Here is a 19,206-nt window from a genome sequence, read left to right as displayed (position 1 = left end):
ATGCGGTTCTCGTTACCGACGTCCCCGCGCAGCCGATGGTCGGTGGCTACATTGCGCCCGAGCTATTTGGGAAGATGGGAGTGCGCGGCGTGGTCGGAACGCTGGGCCGCGAACCACGCATGAACAGCGGCAATCACGTCCGGGTCGTTGCTTGCATAAGTCAGGCTCGCTCCGGAGGGCAGACTCCTGTATTCAATATGGAGCTTCTCACCCGCCCTTGTCAGGGTGGCGAGCCCTGCCATATCGTGGCCGTGAATCGCCGCAGGATCGGCGAAGTCGCCGCGGCGGAAACGTTGAGCTTCGATTGCCAGATGAGAGCGAATAAGCGCGACCTGTCTGGTGTCGTGTTTGTCGTTCGCCGTGATTGTCTCAATCCCACCGCTTCCGGTATCGTCGAAAAAATGGGTGGTCCGCGCCAGATCAAACGGCATCACAGTCGCACCCTTGCGGGCCACCTCCGCCCGGTGCGACGTCATGTCGTGGTTCGACATCGTGTCCTCGTGCGACGTGGTCTGCTCCGGCTCCCCTGCAACCGCGATCGATACACCGATCAGCGCGCCTGCCGCCGCTGTCATGATTTTTTTCATCGCTTCGCTCCTCCCTTGAAACCGTGAAAGCTGATGCAAGTTTCCCATACGTCAGTGCGTGGATCACCCTGGTCAATTCGTATGGCCAGCGGTTCCCGGATCGAAACCCATAGTCTGCGATCGTTGCTCATGCGCAGACTGACATTTGCGTGCTGGAAGCACGAGCCGGAGAACCTCCAAGTGGTCCGACCGCATGAGGGTGATCTATTTCGAATCCGGCAATGCATCACTGAGCGGTCGAACGTCGATCAATTCCTCCGGTGTCGCCCGTGGTATTGCCATAAAAGTATCGCAGTGTCAGGTTGCGTCACTCAGATCGTCCGGCGCGCGAGCATGGTGCGGATCTCCCCGATCGCCTTGGCCGGATTCAGGCCTTTGGGACAGACGTCCGTGCAGTTCAGTATCGTCCGACACCGGAAGAGGCGATACGGATCGTCAAGATTGTCCAGCCGCTCACTCGTACCCTCGTCACGGGAATCGACCAGAAAGCGATAGGCCTGCAGGAGCCCTGCAGGACCGACATATTTATCGGGATTCCACCAGTACGAGGGACATGCGCTGGAACAGCACGCGCACAAGATGCACTCGTACAGACCGTCGAGTTGATCGCGTTCCTCAGGTGTCTGGCGCCTTTCCCGCTCCGGCGGGGGCGTGTCGTTGATCAGGTAGGGCTTGATCGAGTGGTATTGCTTGAAGAATGCGGTCATGTCCACGATCAAGTCGCGAATAACCGGCAACCCAGGCAGCGGACGCAGGACCGTGTGGCGGGGAAGGTCGTTGAGGTTGGTGATGCAGGCGAGCCCGTTCTTGCGGTTAATGTTCATTGCATGGGCCTGTCAGTAATTTCGTGTTCAAGGCATATGATCCTCCCCAGGAGAACCTATGCCTCGCAAACCGAAAACCCCACCGGTAGAGCTACCGGCGATTCCCGCTGAACTGCTTGAACAATTCGGCAACGGCCCGATGACGGCCGAAGCGATCAATGCCGCGACGCTAGCCCTCAAGAAGGCGCTGATCGAGCGAGCGCTGGGCGGTGAGATGAATCACCACCTCGGCTACGCGCCGGGCGCGGCAAAACCGGCCAGCGTGACGAACCAGCGCAACGGCCGTGGCGCCAAGACGGTTCTGACCGAAGACGGACCGATCCGCATCGAAGTACCGCGCGACCGCGACGGCAGTTTCGAACCACTGCTGATCCCCAAACACGAACGACGCTTCACGGGCTTCGACGACAAGATCGTTGCGATGTACGCACGGGGCATGACCGTGCGCGAGATTCAGGGCTTTGTGCTGGAGCAGTACGGCACGGAAGTTTCGCCCGAATTCATCAGTTCGGTGACCGATGAGGTCATGGCCGAAGTGACGGCCTGGCAGGCCCGGCCACTCGAACCGATGTATCCGGTCGTATTCTTCGACGCGCTGCGCGTGAAGATTCGCGAAGACGCCGTCGTGCGCAACAAGGCCGTCTATCTGGCACTGGGCATTCTGCCCGACGGCACGCGTGACATCCTGGGCCTGTGGATCGAGAACACCGAGGGCGCCAAGTTCTGGATGAAGGTATTCAATGATCTGAAAACACGCGGCGTGGGCGACATCCTGATTGCCGTGACCGACGGCCTCAAGGGCATGCCCGAAGCACTTGCGGTGGTGTTTCCGGCCACGACGCTGCAAACCTGCATCGTCCACCTGATCCGCAACAGTCTCGATTACGCGAGCTGGAAAGACCGCAAGTCCCTCGCTGCTGCGATCCGCCCGATCTATACCGCCCCGAGCGCTGAAGCCGCGCAGGCCGAGCTGGATGCGTTTGCTGACGGTCCGTGGGGGCAGAAATTCCCGCCGGTCAGCACGGCGTGGCGCAACGCCTGGGATCGCGTGATTCCGTTCTTTGCGTTCCCGCCGGGCGTGCGCAAGGTGATCTACACGACGAACGCCATCGAGAACATCAATTCGCAGCTACGCAAGATCATCAAGACCCGAGGTCACTTCCCGACCGATGATGCCGCGACGAAACTGATCTGGCTGGCGCTGCGCAACATCACTGCCGATTGGGGACGTGCCGCTCACGACTGGAAGACAGCGATGAACCAATTCGCTATCCTCTACGAGGACCGGTTCGTTCGACCATCCGTGTGAATCTCAACCCCGCCTTGAACACGGAAATTCTGACACCCCCCATTGCATCCGAGCCGCACACGCCTTCACGGCACGAACGCCGAAAGCTGAGCGTCTCGTCCCGTGCCTTGAGCCGGACAAGGGCATCCAGCAACATCCTGTCAGTCGAGGGCGCCTCGATCTCGTACGTTTGCATGTACGGCCTGGCATCCCGGTCTGGATCGTAGCGGAAGATTTCAAACGTCCTTGTTCTACTCACGATGTTCCTCCTTTGTGGAACGGATCGCGTATCCGGCGCGCGTTATCTCCCCGTCACTTCGTTCCTGTCGATTGCAGACCGACGGTATTCCAGACGGAGCATCCGGTCACCCGCGCCCTAAATTCATTGTTCGCCTTGATCGGACGCCCCCACCACTCGCAGCCACGGCCGTTCTGCGGAAAATTGGGCGCAATGTAGAAAACGGGTCGGGTCTATTTCGCCCGAGGTGCGACGACAGTCACATCGCGACATAGATCACTCGCTCTCGCTTTATCGAGAGGAAACCGCAGGGATTTGCTCCACGTCGATGTATCCATGTATATCACGCCATGATACAAATGGATACTTGCGATGATGGCTTGGAGCCGGCGGGGCCGCGTTCCTTGAACCTTGGAGTAGTCGACGGGTGCGGTAATGGCGTCGTTGCGAGTTTGTACCGGCTCGATATGGGAAAAATGCAGGCGTAGTGCTGCGCCCCGCATGACATTCACGAGGAGGACACGTGACATCACCGGAAAATTCCTCGCTTGCGAGTCCTTTAAGAACCGACGTGCTGATTGTCGGTGCAGGTCCCGTGGGCCTTTTCGCCGCGTTCGAGGCAGGCGTGATCGGCCTGTCGTGCCGGATCGTTGACGGGATCGAGCGCCCGGGTGGCCAGTGCATCGCACTGTATCCGGACAAGCCGATCTACGATATCCCTGGCATACCATCGTGCACTGCACGCGATCTTGTCGATCGCCTCGTCGAGCAATGCCGGCCCTTCGATCCTCCGATGCATCTCGGTCAGCGTATCGAGACGCTTGACCGGCTCGAGGGCGGTCGATGGCTCGCTCGCACCGACAAAGGGTATGCGTTCGACGCCGCGGCGATCTTGATTGCTGCTGGCAACGGAGCGTTTGTGCCGCAACGGCTGGCACTCGACGAGGCGTCGTTCCTTGAAGGCCGGTGCATCCATTACAGCGTTTCCGACGTGAACGGCTTCGCAGGAAAAAACGTCGTGGTCGCGGGCGGTGGCGACTCCGCGCTCGACTGGGCGCTGGCGCTGCGCTCGGTCGCGGGGCGCGTCACGCTCGTTCATCGGCGGAACGGCTTCAGCGCGACGGACTCGAGCATCGCCCGGTTGCAGCAGGCGGTCGCGGCGGGCGAGATGGATTTCGTGGTTGGCACGATTGCTGGGCTGAATGCGCCCGGGGGGACACTCGAATCGATCGAGGTTCGCCAGATCGGTGGCTCGGTGTGCCTCGACACAGATCAATTGCTCGTGCTCTACGGACTTGTCGCGGACCTTGGTCCGATCGCCAACTGGGGGATCGCCGTGCAGGCCGGACGGATCGTCGTCGATACGTCGTACTACGAAAGCTCACGGCCAGGTATCTTCGCGGCAGGCGACATCGCCGGTTATCCGAACAAGCAGAAGCTGATCCTGTCCGGGTTTCATGAGGCATCGCTCGCGCTGCGCAAAGCATACGTCTATGCGTGTCCCGACAAGAAACGCGTGCATGTGCACTCGAGCTACGATGCAAATCTCGCCGAGCGCGTGGCCGCCGTTCATCCCTCGCGGGGCGCCCGGGATTTCTCCGCGCTTTAGAGACATGGACCGACCTGGGCGCGACGGGGAAGGCGAGGAATCAAGCATCGTGTCGACGTTGCTAAACGCGTCGTCACTCGTCCAAAGCAGGACGCAATAGGCCTCGAATGACAACAACGGTGTCAAACCGCCGCGGCTGCTTTGCTTGGTTGAGCGAAAGGCTGGAGTACCTCGGAAGCTGCCGTTGAGGTTTCGCCGGGTCAAGGAACCGATGATGCATCCGATAAAGACCAGACAAATGCCAAGGATCATTTGCCCTATAGTCGGTTGAAAGGGGCGCAGGCCGCCATCGGAACACATCCCGGTGATGATGCCCGCACAGATCGTTGATCTCCATCAACGCGGTGGTGTTGGTGCACTTTGATGTCGGGCGGCGGATGACCAACATTGAAGTATCGAAACAGGCTTTCTCGCTCGCTGTCGGGGTGAGTCAGTAAGCTGATTCGCAAACAAACTTCACCTTCCGGTGCGGAGGTTGAGATGCCGTTGCTCAGGCCGCGTAGCGCTATAACCGTCATCCTCCACGAGCACGACCAGTTGCTTACCGTGATCGGGGGCATGCAGCGCTTTGTCCATCTGCTTGTTGCAGGGGCACCCGTTCCGGGCCTCATGGTGTTTCGGGCGATGCTTTACTACATTCGGGAATACCCGCAACAGGTACACCATCCCAAAGAGGATCGCTACCTGTTCAGGCCATTGCGGGATCGAACCGACGAGTTCGACAGTGTCCTTGATGAACTGGAGTCACAGCACGATCGAGGCGAATTGAAGTTGAGAAATCTGGAGCACGCGCTGACCCGGTACGAGTTGAAGGGCGCGCCAGCGCTTCGTACGCTGGGCGCGCTGATGGACGATTATGCGGAGTTCTATGCGGACCACCGGTGTCTGGAAGAGACACTGATTCTGCCGGCCGCCAAACGTCTGTTGACAATGGATGATTGGGCAGAGATCGACGCCGCCTTTGGCGCCAATCGCGATCCATTCGACGGAGAAAAGCTTGAAGAAGATCTGGGCAAATTGTTCTCGATGATCGTCCAAACCATCCCGGATCAGGACGCTGGCTGTTCAGTCGCGTCGTTCGATGGACGGCCGGTCATGTGATGCACATGCGGATCAGCAGGATCTGCCACCACGAAATGCAGGAAGGCTTTTGAGTACCGGAAGCCGACGCAGGAGGAGATATGCAAGCCATTCACCACTTTCATCTGGAACTGCGGCACGCAAGTGTTCCCACCTACGTCGCCAGTTACGTGTTTCCGATCCTGTTGTTGGCATATGAAGTGCTCAGGGTGGGCAGGTCGGTCGCCGAATACGGCGTGAACTTCTCGAACTTCCGGTTCATGGGCTACGAGTTCCTGTTAATGCTCGTGTTTGTTGCGCTTCAGGTCGTCTTCGAAGGCGTTTTCCTGATTGCAGCCTGGATCAGCCGCCATCACGATTTCGAACATCGTGTCGGAAACGTCCTGGCCGGCCTCGGCTGCTCGCTGGTCGTAATCGGTTTCGACCTGGCATTGCAGTACGCGCTATAGCGCAAGTGGCGCGGGGCGAACTGTCGTTTGGCCGAAATCGCGAGCATCTCATTACGGATGTCGCGAGCAGCCATCCGACTTCCGCCCGTCAACGAGGGGCGGCGAGGACTAATGGGACTCCAGCCACTCTGCGACGGCTTTCGCTTGATCGGCGTCCAGCGTATGCGCGACAGCGGTCATGACGGGCGCATTTGCGCGTGTTCCGTTCCTGAAGACTTCGATCTGACGAAGCAGATATTCCTTGTGCTGGCCGGCAAGGCGCGGAAACTGGCCGATTCCCTGGCCCTGTGCGCCGTGGCACGACGAGCACGCGGGAGTTCCGCGATCAGGCACGCCATGTTCGAAGATTTCCTGTCCCTTCGACATCATTGCCGCGTCGCCCGGTGCACCGCGCACCGGCTCCTGGTGCGAGTAATAGTCGGCCAGCGATGCGATCGTCGCATCGTCGAGTTGCGACGCGATTGCCCACATGTACGAACGGGCATCCGTTTCGCCGCGCGCATGTTCACGGAATCCTTTGAGCTGCGCAGTCAGATATTCCGGTGTCTGAGCGCTCAGCCGGGGAAAAATCGGCGATTCGCTATGTCCGTGTACGCCGTGGCAAGCAGCGCAAAGCTGGGTGGCGAGGCGCGCGCCATCTTCGGCGTGCGTGGTTGATGGCATCCCGATCAGGATTGCGAGGATGCCAAGAGCCGGCACCAGCGGCATCGGCAAGCGAAGCAAGTTCGTCGGGACGGCTCCAGAGCGGCAGAAAATCGTGCGCATGAGTTACCTCGCGGGTCAGAAGACAAGCCAGGCGAGCAGATACAGCGTGTTGTTATCGCTGGCGTTCCGTCCGCTTCCGTCATAGTTGAATCGTGCGCCATTGAACTTGAGGAACCAGGTGTACTGCACGGACAGCTTCACTTGCGGCATCGGCAGGTAGTCGAGTTCGAGGATGATGCCTCGCGTATCGGGCAAGCCATTTGCACTCCCTGTCACTGGAACGGCGCCGTATAGCCCCGCATCCGCATTTCCTGTCGTCGAGAAGTACCCCAGCGTGGCACCGTACTTGCGCTGGTAGTAATACGACGCCTTGAGCTTGAGGGTATTCAGGTGGTCCGTCGGATTGGTGGGGGTCGGTCCTGCACCGATCCCTCCGCTTGGGAAACTTGCGCTCCAGTCCTGCTTTTCGTGAATGAACGCGATCTGGGCCGTGAATGCATTTGACAGCGTAATGTACTGGTACTGGGCGTCCAGGCCAAAATCGGTGAAACGGTCGGTTGGGGTCGTCGGGATCGTGTTATCCGGATAGACATCGGCGATCATGCCGAAGGTGCCCACCTCGAGAGAATGTGGCCCGAACTCGCGGTTGTAAGCGAGCCGCCAGTACGGATTGGCGCCTTTCAGGCGCTTGACACCGCCGGGTGTCGCGGAGTCCTGACCGGTCCGAAACACCGAAAACATCTGATCGGCCGTACGGTAAAAGCCGAACTCTGCATATATGGTCCGGTTCCAGAAGGCGTAGGCGGATACACCCGCAACCTGTTGAGCGAGACCGCCATCGATAAGCGTACTTGCGGTCGGCGTCAAAGAAATGCTGCTCGACGCATACGGAAAACCAAAGGCAGGGGTGGTATTCCAGACATCGGAAACGGTCGGATTGTTGTTGACCGTAACGCCGTAGATGAAATCGATATCGTCCCGCGTGAAATGCCCTGCGGCACGGATATCCGTATTGTCGATCCCGCTGTGGTGAGCGATCCCGTCGTACGTCCACTGCGCAAACGCACCGACCGGACCAGCAATGCGGCCGCCGTAGAATAAGCTCGCCTGCTGCAGCACAACGTCTTGATTGCGGGCGAAGTCGTAGTTGGCGTTGTTGATGCTGCGAGTGTTGGTCTGGGACATCTGGACCATCCCTGCGAGCGGAATAGTCCATTTGTTGGAAAGCGTGTAGGCGGTCAACTTGAAGAAGCGGCCAAAGGGCGTCAACTCAGGGAAGCTGACATGACACGCGACGCAGGCCAGCCCGGTTTGCCGCGCGAACGCAGGTACCGCCATGACCTTGGATGAAAATGACAGCACAGCCGCAGCCAGTACAAACACGGCAAGGGAATACTTTCTCGTCCGGTTGACCATGTCGTCCCCTTCGTCGTTCTTCTCGATGGACTTCACGCCCGATCTCGTTGGCGCTGAAACGGGCTGTCGCTGGCGGCGTCTTTTTAACAGTATTTAACAGAATACGACGGAATGCCGTTTCGTCAACTCTAACGTGCATCAGATACGTAGGTCCGCCGGCGGCCTGCGTCGAATCCGGCATATGTCTACGGGTGAAACCCCATGTTCGTGATGCGGGTTACGCCGAACTCGAGGTCAATATAGAGGCAGCCGGCTGAGGAAATATGATCGAAGTCAAAAACTCTAACTCCTGCATTGATCACGGCGCGTGGCATATGGCCCCCCACCTCGATGAGAGGGCGTGCTGGCCGATGATGTGGACGGTGCCGTGGCGGAACAGCAGCAGGCGCTCCTGCGGAATCGAATGGCCGGTAGAGACGGCGGATTCAGGCCAGCCTCGGCTTCCCACAAGATGCCGATGATTTGTTCTTCGGTGAATCGCTTTTTCATTGCCATTCCGCTCTGGAACAGACTCTACACCGTCACCGTACTAAACGCGGGGAGCAGGTCACTAGTTGAGCCGCAACGAATATTGCACGGCCAACCGTGGAGCGTTGCATTTCGCCGGCCCGGCGTCGCTTGCCTTGGCTAATCGGTCTCTGCTGCACGCGACAATACAGCGAAAACGCGGCTCGCTGAAGCACAACACCCGAAGGCGATACCAAGAAAAGTAAGATCGCCCCCATTTTTCTGTCAAACGAATCACTTTTCAGACATATCTAATATGAGTCGCAGATTGTCTGCTGGTATACAACTTATACCTATCGCCGCCAGCACCATAAAATGAAACATCGCGACCACAGCTACTACCTTCACGGTCAAACGGAATACATGAAGCAGGCGCTCCAGTATTTCGCAGCCCGATGCCACGGGAAGACCAGAATCCTCGATATACCATCAGGTTCCGGCGTGTTCGCCGCATCATTGAATGCGCTCGGCCATGATGTAGTGCAGGCAGACATCCATGGCTACGACGATTCCGTCGTAGCCGACATGGAAGCTTCCCTCCCGTTCCAGAATGACGAGTTCGGTGCAGTCACCTGCCTTGAAGGGGGCGATCACGTACCGAATCCGGCGAATCTCATTTCGGAGTTGGTTCGCGTAACGCGGCAGAATGGCATCATCATCGATTCAACGCCGAATGTATCGAATCTGCATTCGCGCTTGCAGTTTCTCTTTACCGGTACTTTCTTCCAGTTCGATGTGCGTGGTGTGCGCCAGACTCACGGGGTGTCGCCCGGTTGTGGCCACGTGAGTCCGTTCACGCCGCTTCAACTGATCTATGTGTTTGGTGCGATGGGCTGCACGCTCAAGGATATCCACATCGATCGCTGCGAGCGCATGGCGCTGCTCCCGTTCTACCTGCTCCTGAAGCCCCTCTCGATCCTGTGGACCCGGAAAATCACGGGCGGAACTGCCGTCGTAACATACCCGGCGTTGCGCGTCTTAGCCGCCTCCTGACGGGATTCACGCTGATGTTCGGTCGATCGCAAATTTTGATCTTCGAAACAATGCAGTGACCGAGAGGCACCGATACAAAGGCCATGAAAAAAATCGTCGCGAACCATCTCCGGGAGTCGTGGCTCTTCCAGTCCGACACATTCAGTTGAAATATGATTCAGAACTTCTGGCTCGAGTTACTCATAATTGCATGCGCAGCACCATTGGTAGCACATCATTTCCGGACGGAACAAATGGCAAAAATCTGCCGGAAAATCGGCCTGCCGTGCAACATTACATTCTGGACGATGGTGTTTCATCCGCGCTATTGGCACCTCTGGAGCTTGAGGCAGTGGGAGGTTCATCTTGCGCGTCAAGAGGATGCCGAGGGCAAATTGAGACGCGACTAAACCGTCGCCGACTCATTGTGTGTTGGCTCTTCGAACGTCGGCCGGTGATTCAGGCATCACATGATGCTGAGCTGAAACCTGCAGATTGGCGGAATAAGCCAGTGACTTGGCATAAACCACCAAAGATTGACAGTCTTACATTGGTGTAATATTTCGATTCCTCGTGCCCTCAGCTTTGCAGGGCCGTTCGGTCCCGACAACCCGGAAGGCGTCGGGACATTTTTTTGCCAGTCGTGCCCTCGTGCAGCATCTCGTGTGACTCGCGACTCAACCCACCGTCAAAAATATCGGTGCGGACAGGGTTCATCTTTCGGGGCTTGAGGGCAATGTCAGCGCGATTGGCTTCTACGAGCACAATGGATGCGATTGGCACGCGCTGAAACGAGCTTCATTGGCTCGACGGAAGTCGCTGACCGGATCTACGTGATCGAAGCCTGACGGCCTGCCGGCACCGGGTCCAGCGTTCGCACGTTGCACGACCGATTCCGCAAGAGACGGAAAAGATGGCGCATCGCGCCAGTCACTCGCCGCAATACCGCATGAGCAAATCCGCCTCCGTTTCATGTACCTCGACCGGCATGCTCGTTGCCCCGGCATACGCCAGATATCGCGCGCGATGCTGACCGTTTCGGAACGACGCGACGCCGACTTTCGACAGCCCCGGAATGCCGAACAGCATCCGCGTTCTCGTCTCGCGAAAGGTGATGAAGGGCATCTCGGGAATCCGGGCTTGGGCCGGGTCGAGGAAGTCGCGGATGCCGGCGGCCTTGCCAGGCGCCCAGTACTGAACCGATGGCAACACATAGTCCGTCGTGTCGCGATCGGCGCAGGCGAGCAGTTTCGTCAGGTCGACCGTCACGACGCGATGTCGCGAGTCGTCGGATGCGAATACACGCTTGAGATGCGTGGAGGCATAGGCGGCATGCCCCGAAAGCTGGATGATCCAGACATCGACACCATCATGTTGTGCCCGAGCGAGTGACATTGTTTCCTTGGGGGCAAGCGATTTTTGTGGCGGGAGTGTAGCAGCACGGCCGCAGCCGCGGAGCAGTCGGATATCCGGAATCGACAGGGCGAAATCACGCGCGAGCGACCGCGGCGCGGAATCGATCACGCAACGGATACCGGACGCGACGGCCATGTATTTTCAGTCGAGGTCGATAGCTCGCGAGAATATCGCGATACTGCCTGCACGGAATGACGTACAGCCCCGGATTCACACAAGATTCACGCAGCGCGTGAAGCCGGACCGGCGCAGCGCGTCATAAGAACCGAGCGGGCGGATTGGCCGGAGAAAATCATGTCGCCGGAACTTGAGATCGAATATCTCGATTACCGCTTCACGTCGACACTCGAAACGCGGGAAACGGGGCGAGTCGCCGTGGTCGACTGGCAACTGGATTCCATTTCGCGAGGCAAGACGTTCGCGTCGGTCATGTTCGAACGCTTTCTGAAACGCAATGACTTCGCCGACGAGGACGACGCGCGCGCCAATCTCGTCGACTGGCTGGCACAGCTGGTCAGCCGCAGGGCGCGCCACTGATCGAAATCCCTGCGGCGCAGGCTGCTGCCGCCGATGCAGTCGACAATACGGTCGACGGCGATGCTTCAGCCGCGAAAATCGTCAGTGAGGTCGTCGTTGAAATCGTCAGCAATCTCGACTGGAACGAACTGAGCATGGACGGCGCGCTGAACGGTACGCTCTATCGGGTCGGCGGTTTTGAGCGAGGCAAGACGTGGTCGTTTTCCCATACCTGCAAGAGTGGGGTCGACGATCGCCTCACGAAGGGCGGCACGGCCCTGCGCGTGCTCGCGCCCCCCGTCACGCTGGCGGCCGACGGCGTAATGATGATCGGGGCCATCGTGTTGCTTCCGGTGATCCTCGTGATTGCCGCACCGGCCGCAGGCGTCCCGCTTGGACCGTGACGAGCTGCATGCTGCGCCAGGCACACGGACTCTCCGTATGAAAGGGTGAGTTGCCGCACAGACGGTTGCACGGGGCACGATCACAATCTGGCCGGTTGACCGTTCTACCCCGGCCCGGTCAACCATTTCCCCGCTCGCTCGCGCAGGAGCGGGGGCTTTTTCCCTGCACGACGCATGCAAGCCGCGTCGGCGGAAACGGACAGGCGTTCGGCAGGCGGCGTCTTGCGCCACGGCATCCGTTCGCCCGAGCCGCATGAATCGCTTTCCTCGTGCCTGAGCGGTTGCTTGGGCCCATTGCCGGTTACGGCCGGCGATGCCTTGGTCCCGGCGGCGCACAGTCGCGCTGCCGGGATGCTTTTTGTACCGAACCCGTCAAGGTCCGACACGCGCGCAACGCGCGTGTCGGCGGGATCAGCCCGCCTGCTCGACGCTGGTTTCCCAGCCGTCGTATTCGCCGCCGAGCGAGCGTACCTCGCGATTGATCTCGAGCGTATGGTGTGTGATGTCGGCCAGCACCATCGTGCCTTCGTGCGCAAACCTCACGGCCGATTTGCCGTCCTCGGTCGGCGCGACCGATTCGACCAGATAACCTTTCGACTCGGCCCAGTCGGCGAACTGGTGCGCGTCGCTCGGTTCAGGGAAGTAAGCCCAGTGCATCACGCGCCGGCTCGCGTCGCTCACGTCGCCTTTCTGCCGCAGCGCATCGAGCACGCGCATGTCGCGCATCAGTTGCCAGTCGTCGTCGGTCGGGTAGAGCGTGCGCCAGTACGTTTCCTTGTCCGGATCGTCCTGGTATGCGTACTGAAGCGCGTAGGTCGTGTGCTCGGCCAGCGAGTCGACGATCCCGGCCGCGGCTTCCTCGTCGAACGGCACGTAGAACAGGAAATCCTGGTTGCCTTCGACCGTGATGCGGCCGACTTGCACGCCGTTTTTCGCGGTCACTGCGGCGTCCAGCAGATCTTCGACTTTCGTGAGACCGGCGAACTCGTCGCTGCTCGGCAGGCCGTCGGGCGTCGGATGCGCGAACGTGACGCGCACGCTGAACAGCGACGTGCGCGGATCGCTTTCGGCGATTTCCGCAAAGCCGTGATTGAAGCTGATGAAGGCCTGATGGTCGCCCATTCTGGCAGGGAAGGTTCCCCAGGCGTCGGTCATGTGTTTCTCCCGTGCACGATTGTCTGTTGACGGTTGCAAAGCGTCCCAATGTATCATCGAAAATCGCGTTGGCCGAAGCCGCGTGCGGGGATGATCGTGCGTCAGGCTGGTCTGGCGGCGGTCAAATTCGCGTGCTGTTGCGCCATCGCCGGTTTCCATCGTCCGGCGTTCGTCCGGCCGCAATCGTTTCGAAGGAGATTCCGATGTCGATGTTCGCGGTGAATGGTGTCCGAATCGACGTGCTCAGCGCGCGTGTGACGCACGTGCGCTGGGCGGCCGTCAATCCGGCGGACCGGTCGTGGGCGGCGACGCCGAGCGAGGCGTTGGTGGCGGAAGTTGCGCGCGCGCTTGCAGCCGGCAACGACGTTCGCGCAGTGTTTGACGAAGCAGACGGGACGGCGGTGGGGCCGAGACTGAAGCGCGTGCTCTATCGCGACGCGTCGGAAGGGATCGAACTCGACATCGATGCGACAAGCGAGTCGCGTACGCTGCGTGACCTACCGCAGATCTGAAAAAAATGTCTGCAGGCGTGTCGATTTCCGTCGAGTCCGCCCGTCGTAGCATCGGAGGCGTGCGCATCGTGCGTCCGTCCCGATTTCCGCCACGATAACCGACTGAAGGAGCGACACCCATGGCCACGTCCGTCAACCCGATCCCGGAAGGGATGCGCACGCTGACACCGCATCTGATCTGCGCCGGCGCAGCCGCCGCCATCGACTTCTACAAGCGTGCGTTCAACGCGACCGAACGGTTTCGCCTGCCGACCCCGGACGGCCGGCTCGCGCACGCGTGCCTCGCAATCGGCGATTCGACACTGATGCTCGTCGATGAAATGCCGGAGCACGGCGCACTCGGGCCGAAGACGCTGAACGGCACGCCGGTCTGCCTCCACCTGTTCGTACCGGACACCGATGCGGCGATCGCGCAGGCCGTCGCGGCCGGAGCGACAGTCAGGATGCCGGCCGCCGACATGTTCTGGGGAGATCGCTATGGCCAGGTGGAGGATCCGTTCGGCCATCGCTGGTCGATTGCGACCCACAAGCGCGACCTGACGCCGGAGCAGATCGCGGAAGCGATGGCGAGCGCGCCCCCCTGCGGAAGCTGACCGAACGGCGCGTATCGGACCGAACGCGGCTTGCGGCAGCGGCGCCGCGTATCCGAGAGCGGTTCATCCGTGCTCAGGCGCCGGCGGCTTTGCGGCGCTGCTTGTCGTCGTACATGTGGCGATCGGCCGATTCGAGCAGGTCGGCCACGGTGCGATGTTGCGCGGGATCGTATGCCACGTAGCCGACACTGAACCGGATCGCATAGCCGCGTGCGTCGGCCGCGTTGCGCAGCGCGAGTGCCTGCGTGACGCGCTCGATCGGCTCGCCGACGTCGGCCGGATCGCTGGCGCTCAACAGCACGACGAATTCGTCGCCGCCGAGTCGGGCGATCACGTCGCTGTCGCGCAGTGCACCGGTCAGCGTGTCCGCGAAGGCCATGAGCGCGCGGTCGCCTTCGGCATGGCCGAAGCGGTCGTTGATCGCCTTGAAGTCGTTCAGGTCGAAGAAGAGCAGTACCGCGTGCCGGTCCACGCGCTCGCACAGGCTCAGCACGTGGCGCGCGAGAATCTCGAAGCCGCGCCGGTTCGTCAGTTGGGTCAGCTCGTCGGTCGTCGCGAGATGCAGGGCCGCGATTTCGCGTTCGGTCATGTGCGCGAGATCACCGAGCAGCGCGAGTTCGTCGACGGAGAGTTCGCGCGGCCGCGTGTCGATCAGGCACAGCGTGCCGACGGGTGCGCCGTTCGGCGCGGCAAGCGGCCGGCCCGCGTAGAAGCGGATGCCGGGCTGGCCGGTGACCAGCGGATTGTCGTGGAAGCGATCGTCGTTGCGCGCGTCCTGGATCACCATCGTGTCGTCCGCGAGCAGCGCATGTGCGCAGAACGAGACGTCGCGCGAGGTCTGCGTGGCGTCGAGACCTGGATGACTCTTGAACCACTGGCGATTCTCGTCGACGAGGCTGACGAGTGCGATCGGAACGTCGAACAGCCGGCGCGCGAGGCGCGTGAGGCGGTCGAACCGTTCTTCCGGCGGCGTGTCGAGGATCGACAATGAATGAAGCGTCTCGAGCCGGGCCGCCTCGTCGACCGGTTTGGAAGCAATCTGCATTGGTTTTTGTCTCTGGTCCCGGCTGCGGAGCCGGTTATCGATCATCTGTATGTCACTCGGCGCGTGCGCAAGCCCGTCGGCGCATTCGTGCCGATATCGCCGCGCACGCCGAACAGTATCGCGCATTCGCCATTGCGCTGCACGCCGTGTTGTGCGGAATCGCCATGTCGATGCGACGCGAACGCTTCATATGTCGTGCGTCGCTGCCGGCATGCAATTTGATGCCCGGCGGCTCAAGCTCTTCGGCGCGATGCCGTAAACAGGGCAAGATCAATCGCTCATCCACCGCACCATGGTTCGAATTCTGTACGCGGGGTATCTCGCGTTGGCGCTGTATCTGCTCTATCCGATGGTCCAGGACACGCTGACCTTCAGTGCGGACTGTGTGCTCGGCGCGCTGCCGGGCGGGACTCGCGATCGACCGAAGTCTTCGGCCAGCGATGCGCGTGCGCATGCGAGCCGGTGTGTCGCGACCACGCAGATCGCGGAGCGATCGCCCGACATCCACTGATTTCATCAACCGATTCCACCGATCGCGGCGCCGTCACGCCCGGTATGCAGGCCATTCGGCCAGATTGACCGGCGTGCTATGCGCACCGATCATCGACGACATCCCGGCGCGAATGCGCGCAACGATGCGCGTCGGCCGCGCCGCATGCGAACGGCGTCTGACGATCGCACGCGTACGAACGGTCAGTACGTCGAGCGGTACGGCGTACCCTGGTCGAAGCGGCTTTGCCAATGCGCAAGGTAGCGCGACGCGAGTTGCGGATTGTTCCAGACCACGACGACGTTTTCGGAATTGCGGCTGGCTGCCGAGGCGCTGTAGTTGAACGAGCCCGTCTCGACATGCTCGGCATCGACCACGACATACTTGTCGTGGTGGATTGCATAGGCGTCGATCGTGCGTGTCGGAATGCCCGCGTTGACGAGCAGGTTCAGTGCCTGCTTGCTGCTCTTCGCGCGATTGCCCTTGTCGTCCACGACGACCGCGACATTCACGCCGCGCCGTTTCGCGGCGAGCAGCGCGCGCGTGACGGGTGGCGACGTGAACGAGTAGGCTGCCACGCGAATCGAGGTGCGCGCGGCGCCGATTGCCTTCAGCACGAGCGCCTCGGCACCCCCATCGGGCGAGAACGCAGATTCGACAACCTGCGTGGCGGGCGCCTCGTGTGTCGGGGCCGGCAGAAGTCGCCCGATGAAGTCGATCGCCTGCTGCAGCAGCGATTCATTTTGCGTCTTGCCGAAGGCGGCGAAGGGCGTGGCGAGCAGGGAGGCGGCGAGGCAGGCAGCGGCGAGGCGTTGGCGCGACAACATCTTGGACAGCGAATGATTTTGAGACAGCGGGCCGTGAGTGTAACGCAGACACGGCGGCGCGGTCACGCGCGGATGCGAATGCGCGACATCGTGTGACGGTCCGGCGCGGTCGACGTGATGACGTTCATCGTGCCGAGCGGTAACTGCATTGGCTCCGTGATCGTGCGCTGCCATGCGGCACGACACCCGCTTCGCGCCATGCGTCAGGCATCGAGCGGTCCGGCCGCCTCGCGTGCGATCCATCCGGGCCCGGGCTCCGGCTGCACGTCGTGCGCGTCAAGCGGCTCGCCGCACGCCGAGCACACCGCGACCGCGTGCATCAGCTGACCACAGGTGCGATGGCGCAATTGCACCGGCGGCCCCTGGCCGTCGTCCTTCCAGCGATCGCCCCATGTCATCAGCGCGAGCAGGGCCGGGTAGAGGTCGAGGCCTTTTTCCGTCAACCGGTACTCGAAGCGCGGTGGGCGCGCCTGATACGCGCGCTTGACGAGCACGCCTTCGTCGACGAGGCGCGCGAGCCGCTCGGCCAGGACGTGGCGCGTGAGGCCCAGTTGCGTCTGGAACGCATCGAAGCGGCGGCAGCCGAGAAACGCGTTGCGCAGGATCAGCATGGTCCACCGATCGCCGAGCACGGCGAGCGTGCGCGCGACCGAACAGTTCAGCGTGCCGATGTCATCCCATTTCATGATCGATTCTCGTGCGGCGGTTCAGCGAAAGAGCGGGTTGGATTATAGAACTTGCCTTCGGTTGCAACGGGCGGTGGTTGCGTTGACAAGCCCGGTGCGGTTGTCAATAATAAGTTCCAATTTAGAACTTACTCGCGCGGCGACGCGCTTTCAATCAGGAGACAACCCGATGAATCCGCTTTCCCTGTCCGGTCTCGAACTGCTGCGCGCGGCCGCGGCGGGCGATCTGCCGCTCGCGTCGATCTCGGAAACGATCCCGATGCGACCGCTGGGCGTCGAGCTCGGTTACGTGAAGATGTCCGCGCGTGCGGACGGCCGGCACCTGAATCCACTCGGCGGCGTGCACGGCGGGTTCGCCGCGACGGTGCTCGACTCGGTCACGGGCTGCGCGGTGCATTCGATGCTCGACGCGGGCGTCGGTTATGGCACGGTCGACCTCCACGTGAAAATGCTGCGCCCCGTGCCGCGCGACGTCGACCTGATCGCAGAGGGGCGTGTGATTCACCTGTCGCGTTCGCTCGGCGTCGCGGAAGGCACACTGAAGACGCCGGACGACAAGATCGTCGCGCACGCATCGGCGACTTGCTTCATTCAGCGGCCGCAATGACGCAGCGGGTGGCGTCCTGATACCAGCCCGGCCGTCCGGCATCATCGGGACCATGCACGCACACGCGAAGGCCGCCGTACCGCGAATGAGCGAGGGTCGGGCGCACATCGAAGGCGGCCTGTAAGCGAACGCATCGGCCGTCTGAAGCGCTCGCTTCAATGTGATAGCGTTCCTGCTTTCCACTGACGCGACAGGAGCAGCATGGAATACCGCACACTCGGCGATTCAGGCATCGAGGTCAGCCTGATCGGTCTCGGCACGATGACGTGGGGCGAGCAGAATTCTGAACGCGACGCCCACGAGCAGATCGATTTCGCGCTCGGGCAGGGCGTCACGCTGATCGATGCCGCGGAAATGTACCCGGTGCCGCCGAAGCCCGATACCCAGGGACGCACGGAGCAGTACATCGGCACCTGGCTCGCGCAGCATCGTGCGCAGCGCGACCGGATCGTGCTCGCGACGAAGATCGCGGGCCCGGCACGGCAGCCGCACAATCCGCGTCATATTCGCGGCGAAGGCAACCAGTTCGACCGCAAGAACCTGACCGAGGCGCTCGACGGCAGTCTCAAGCGCCTGCAGACCGACTATGTCGACCTGTATCAACTCCACTGGCCCGATCGCAGCACCACGACGTTCGGCCGCCCCGCGTATCCGTGGGTCGACGATGCGTACACGGTGCCGATCGAGGAAACGCTAAGCGTGCTCGCGGAATTCGTGAAGGCCGGCAAGGTCCGCGCGATCGGCGTGTCGAACGAAACGCCGTGGGGCGTCGCGCAGTTCCTGCGCGCGGCCGAGAAGCTCGGTTTGCCGCGCATCGCCAGCATCCAGAATCCGTACAGCCTGCTGAACCGCACGTTCGAGAACGGCCTGTCCGAGTTCACGCATCGCGATGGCGTCGGCCTGCTCGCGTATTCGCCGCTCGCGTTCGGCTGGCTGTCCGGTAAGTACGAGAACGGCGTGCGTCCGGCCGGCGCGCGGATCACGCTGTTCGAGCGCTTCCAGCGTTACAGCAAGCCGCAGGCCGTCGAGGCGACGTCGCGCTACGTCGCGCTCGCGAAACGACACGGGCTGTCGCCCGCGCAGCTGGCGCTCGCGTTCGTCAACGGCCGGCCGTTCGTGCGTAGTAACCTGGTCGGCGCGACGTCGCTCGCGCAACTGAAGGAGAACATCGGCAGCATCGACGTGACGTTGTCCGACGAGATCCTCGCCGAGATCGACGCGCTGCACGAACTGCAGCCGAACCCGGCACCGTAAACGGCGAGCGGCCCGCGCGGCACGGT

20 protein-coding genes and 2 pseudogenes are annotated in these 19,206 nt (G+C 61.3%); 12 read left to right on the top strand and 10 right to left on the bottom strand.

What is annotated here, in order from left to right; genetic code table 11:
* Positions 1-62: 62 nt before the first annotated feature.
* On the bottom strand, positions 63-587 hold the full coding sequence (locus WS66_RS21500; protein WP_059603043.1) for a hypothetical protein: 525 nt from the start codon (positions 585-587) through the stop codon (positions 63-65).
* Positions 588-898: 311 nt separating this feature from the next.
* Positions 899-1,414 (bottom strand): annotated as a pseudogene (locus WS66_RS21490) (succinate dehydrogenase iron-sulfur subunit); the annotation flags it as partial.
* Positions 1,415-1,469: 55 nt separating this feature from the next.
* On the opposite strand from WS66_RS21490, the gene WS66_RS21485 reads away from it, so the two are divergent.
* Positions 1,470-2,720: an IS256 family transposase gene (locus WS66_RS21485; RefSeq protein WP_059600046.1), complete on the top strand. Its 1,251-nt coding sequence runs from the start codon at positions 1,470-1,472 to the stop codon at positions 2,718-2,720.
* Between the two features lie 40 nt (positions 2,721-2,760).
* Here WS66_RS21485 and WS66_RS34440 read toward each other — a convergent pair.
* A pseudogene (locus WS66_RS34440) lies at positions 2,761-2,895 on the bottom strand (2Fe-2S iron-sulfur cluster-binding protein); the annotation flags it as partial.
* A 565-nt stretch (positions 2,896-3,460) separates the two neighbouring features.
* On the opposite strand from WS66_RS34440, the gene WS66_RS21475 reads away from it, so the two are divergent.
* From WS66_RS21475 to WS66_RS21465, 3 genes are all read left to right on the top strand, one after another.
* Positions 3,461-4,546, top strand: a complete 1,086-nt coding sequence (locus WS66_RS21475) for an NAD(P)/FAD-dependent oxidoreductase (protein WP_059606604.1) — start codon at positions 3,461-3,463, stop codon at positions 4,544-4,546.
* A gap of 480 nt (positions 4,547-5,026) precedes the next feature.
* On the top strand, positions 5,027-5,647 hold the full coding sequence (locus tag WS66_RS21470; RefSeq protein ID WP_059606606.1) for a hemerythrin domain-containing protein: 621 nt from the start codon (positions 5,027-5,029) through the stop codon (positions 5,645-5,647).
* Positions 5,648-5,727: 80 nt separating this feature from the next.
* On the top strand, positions 5,728-6,075 hold the full coding sequence (locus WS66_RS21465; RefSeq protein WP_059606609.1) for a hypothetical protein: 348 nt from the start codon (positions 5,728-5,730) through the stop codon (positions 6,073-6,075).
* Between the two features lie 108 nt (positions 6,076-6,183).
* Here the strand turns inward: WS66_RS21465 and WS66_RS21460 are convergent, their stop codons facing one another.
* Together WS66_RS21460 and WS66_RS21455 are read right to left on the bottom strand one after the other, a co-directional pair.
* On the bottom strand, positions 6,184-6,783 hold the full coding sequence (locus tag WS66_RS21460; protein ID WP_082729044.1) for a c-type cytochrome: 600 nt from the start codon (positions 6,781-6,783) through the stop codon (positions 6,184-6,186).
* A gap of 72 nt (positions 6,784-6,855) precedes the next feature.
* On the bottom strand, positions 6,856-8,118 hold the full coding sequence (locus WS66_RS21455) for a cytochrome C (protein WP_174919805.1): 1,263 nt from the start codon (positions 8,116-8,118) through the stop codon (positions 6,856-6,858).
* Between the two features lie 900 nt (positions 8,119-9,018).
* On the opposite strand from WS66_RS21455, the gene WS66_RS21450 reads away from it, so the two are divergent.
* Positions 9,019-9,696, top strand: coding sequence for a class I SAM-dependent methyltransferase (locus WS66_RS21450; protein ID WP_059606611.1), 678 nt, complete (start codon positions 9,019-9,021; stop codon positions 9,694-9,696).
* 909 nt (positions 9,697-10,605) lie between these two features.
* Here the strand turns inward: WS66_RS21450 and WS66_RS21435 are convergent.
* A complete protein-coding gene (locus WS66_RS21435; protein WP_059606613.1) occupies positions 10,606-11,070 on the bottom strand; it encodes a plasmid fertility inhibition factor family protein in 465 nt (154 codons plus the stop codon).
* Between the two features lie 315 nt (positions 11,071-11,385).
* Here WS66_RS21435 and WS66_RS34105 point away from each other — a divergent pair, with 315 nt between their 5' ends.
* Together WS66_RS34105 and WS66_RS33970 are read left to right on the top strand one after the other, a co-directional pair.
* Positions 11,386-11,628 carry a hypothetical protein gene (locus WS66_RS34105; protein WP_179955259.1) on the top strand — a complete coding sequence of 81 codons (243 nt, stop codon included), beginning with the start codon at positions 11,386-11,388 and terminating at the stop codon, positions 11,626-11,628.
* A gap of 134 nt (positions 11,629-11,762) precedes the next feature.
* The gene (locus WS66_RS33970) at positions 11,763-12,011 is read left to right on the top strand and encodes a hypothetical protein (RefSeq protein ID WP_162499695.1); all 249 of its coding nucleotides are present in this window, start codon (positions 11,763-11,765) and stop codon (positions 12,009-12,011) included.
* A 411-nt stretch (positions 12,012-12,422) separates the two neighbouring features.
* Here WS66_RS33970 and WS66_RS21425 read toward each other — a convergent pair whose 3' ends face one another.
* On the bottom strand, positions 12,423-13,166 hold the full coding sequence (locus WS66_RS21425) for a DUF695 domain-containing protein (protein ID WP_059606615.1): 744 nt from the start codon (positions 13,164-13,166) through the stop codon (positions 12,423-12,425).
* 203 nt (positions 13,167-13,369) lie between these two features.
* Between WS66_RS21425 and WS66_RS21420 the strand changes: the two genes are divergently transcribed.
* On the top strand, positions 13,370-13,678 hold the full coding sequence (locus WS66_RS21420) for a hypothetical protein (RefSeq protein ID WP_059606936.1): 309 nt from the start codon (positions 13,370-13,372) through the stop codon (positions 13,676-13,678).
* A gap of 119 nt (positions 13,679-13,797) precedes the next feature.
* Positions 13,798-14,271 (top strand): VOC family protein, encoded by a 474-nt coding sequence (locus WS66_RS21415; RefSeq protein ID WP_059606617.1) that lies wholly within the window; start codon positions 13,798-13,800, stop codon positions 14,269-14,271.
* 73 nt (positions 14,272-14,344) lie between these two features.
* Here WS66_RS21415 and WS66_RS21410 read toward each other — a convergent pair whose 3' ends face one another.
* A complete protein-coding gene (locus WS66_RS21410) occupies positions 14,345-15,316 on the bottom strand; it encodes a GGDEF domain-containing protein (protein WP_059606619.1) in 972 nt (323 codons plus the stop codon).
* Positions 15,317-15,608: 292 nt separating this feature from the next.
* Between WS66_RS21410 and WS66_RS21405 the strand changes: the two genes are divergently transcribed.
* Positions 15,609-15,827: a hypothetical protein gene (locus WS66_RS21405; RefSeq protein ID WP_059606621.1), complete on the top strand. Its 219-nt coding sequence runs from the start codon at positions 15,609-15,611 to the stop codon at positions 15,825-15,827.
* 182 nt (positions 15,828-16,009) lie between these two features.
* On the opposite strand, the gene WS66_RS21400 is transcribed toward WS66_RS21405, so the two are convergent.
* Together WS66_RS21400 and WS66_RS21395 are read right to left on the bottom strand one after the other, a co-directional pair.
* Positions 16,010-16,633: a phospholipase D family nuclease gene (locus WS66_RS21400; RefSeq protein WP_059606624.1), complete on the bottom strand. Its 624-nt coding sequence runs from the start codon at positions 16,631-16,633 to the stop codon at positions 16,010-16,012.
* Positions 16,634-16,836: 203 nt separating this feature from the next.
* Entirely contained in the window at positions 16,837-17,319 is a 483-nt protein-coding gene (locus WS66_RS21395) for a winged helix-turn-helix transcriptional regulator (protein WP_059606626.1), read from the bottom strand.
* A gap of 169 nt (positions 17,320-17,488) precedes the next feature.
* Between WS66_RS21395 and WS66_RS21390 the strand changes: the two genes are divergently transcribed.
* Together WS66_RS21390 and WS66_RS21385 are read left to right on the top strand one after the other, a co-directional pair.
* Positions 17,489-17,926, top strand: a complete 438-nt coding sequence (locus WS66_RS21390) for a PaaI family thioesterase (RefSeq protein WP_059606628.1) — start codon at positions 17,489-17,491, stop codon at positions 17,924-17,926.
* Between the two features lie 201 nt (positions 17,927-18,127).
* Positions 18,128-19,180 (top strand): NADP(H)-dependent aldo-keto reductase, encoded by a 1,053-nt coding sequence (locus WS66_RS21385; RefSeq protein ID WP_059606630.1) that lies wholly within the window; start codon positions 18,128-18,130, stop codon positions 19,178-19,180.
* Positions 19,181-19,206 lie beyond the last annotated feature (26 nt).

This window comes from Burkholderia sp. LA-2-3-30-S1-D2, assembly GCF_001523915.2.
GTDB classification, from domain to species: Bacteria; Pseudomonadota; Gammaproteobacteria; order Burkholderiales; family Burkholderiaceae; genus Burkholderia; species Burkholderia diffusa.
This window is presented reverse-complemented; position numbering and strand designations above follow the sequence as displayed.